Annotated in this window: 1 protein-coding gene, 1 pseudogene and 1 riboswitch; of the genes and pseudogenes, one reads left to right on the top strand and one right to left on the bottom strand. The window is 36.7% G+C overall.

Features of this window, described 5'->3' with window-relative positions:
• Positions 1–295: pseudogene (locus ACWHAR_RS23210) on the bottom strand (DUF4352 domain-containing protein); the annotation flags it as partial.
• A 291-nt stretch (positions 296–586) separates the two neighbouring features.
• Positions 587–689, top strand: a riboswitch (guanidine-I (ykkC/yxkD leader).
• A 79-nt stretch (positions 690–768) separates the two neighbouring features.
• On the opposite strand from ACWHAR_RS23210, the gene ACWHAR_RS23205 reads away from it, so the two are divergent.
• The coding region (locus tag ACWHAR_RS23205; protein ID WP_452087965.1) for a YitT family protein at positions 769–1034 on the top strand (266 nt) is incomplete at its 3' end.

Genomic DNA, 1034 nt, shown 5'->3' with positions numbered 1-1034 from the left:
CCTCTACCCTCGTAACTGTCACTTCAGTTTTTTCAGTTTTTACAGTATCACCGATATTGTATGTTTTTTCAGTTTCTGCTTTGCTTCCGCTTGATGTTTTGGAAGTGGCTTCTGAACCGCCTCCGCCGCCAATCATATTACCGATAATAATGATGACAACAACTGCGAGAATAAACGTAATGATTTTATGTCGCATAAAAAAGTTACGTTGATCCTTACGGCAGTTAGGACATTTTTTTACACCCTTTGCAATTTCTTGACCGCAAGCTTTACAGGGTACTAGTTTTCCTGCCATTATATTTCCTCCTATGTAATAAAATGTACGAAACATATGTACTATAATGCCTATATTATTTCACTTAGTCAATATAAAATTATGAATTTATCATAATTATTATCATTTTATAGTTGAATTCACTTGTAAAATATATGCTTTTTTTCTTATCGGCTATATCTGTTCTTTTTTAATAGATAAATCGTTTTTTTCTTCCAGCTTATCTGATGAAAACTCCGCAAATACCCCTTGAACCAATTCGAACCGTCCCTTATAATGCTAATATTGGAAAGTGAAAAGGATATGATAAAAACAGTGGTTTTCTAGGGTTGCGCAATGCAAATTGGACTGTGACCGAGAGAAAACACATAGCAGTTTGGCTGTTATGACACGGTGGGATAAAAGCCCAGGAGTTTCTGCTCTTTTTCGAGAGCGTTCTCCTGGGTTTTTTTATTTGCTAGTAGAACAGAACAATGAAAAGGAGTGTTTTCGTGATGAAAAAGAGAATGCTGGATGTACTTATGCTTGTGATTGGCGCTTTTTTCTTCGCGCTTGCGGTTAATTTATTTGCGATTCCCAATGATCTTGGGGAAGGCGGAGTCACTGGGATTACGCTGATTTTGTATTATCTGTTTCAATGGTCTCCTGGTGTCACGAACTTTATCTTAAATGCGTTTTTGCTTTTAATCGGCTACAAGTTTCTTGATGGAAAAACAACGGTTTATACGATCATTGCGGTTGCGGCAAATTCGCTTTTTCT

Source organism: Bacillus sp. LR--39 (assembly GCF_053613335.1).
The sequence above is the reverse complement of the archived record's forward strand: the minus strand, read 5'-3'. Positions and strand labels throughout refer to the sequence as shown.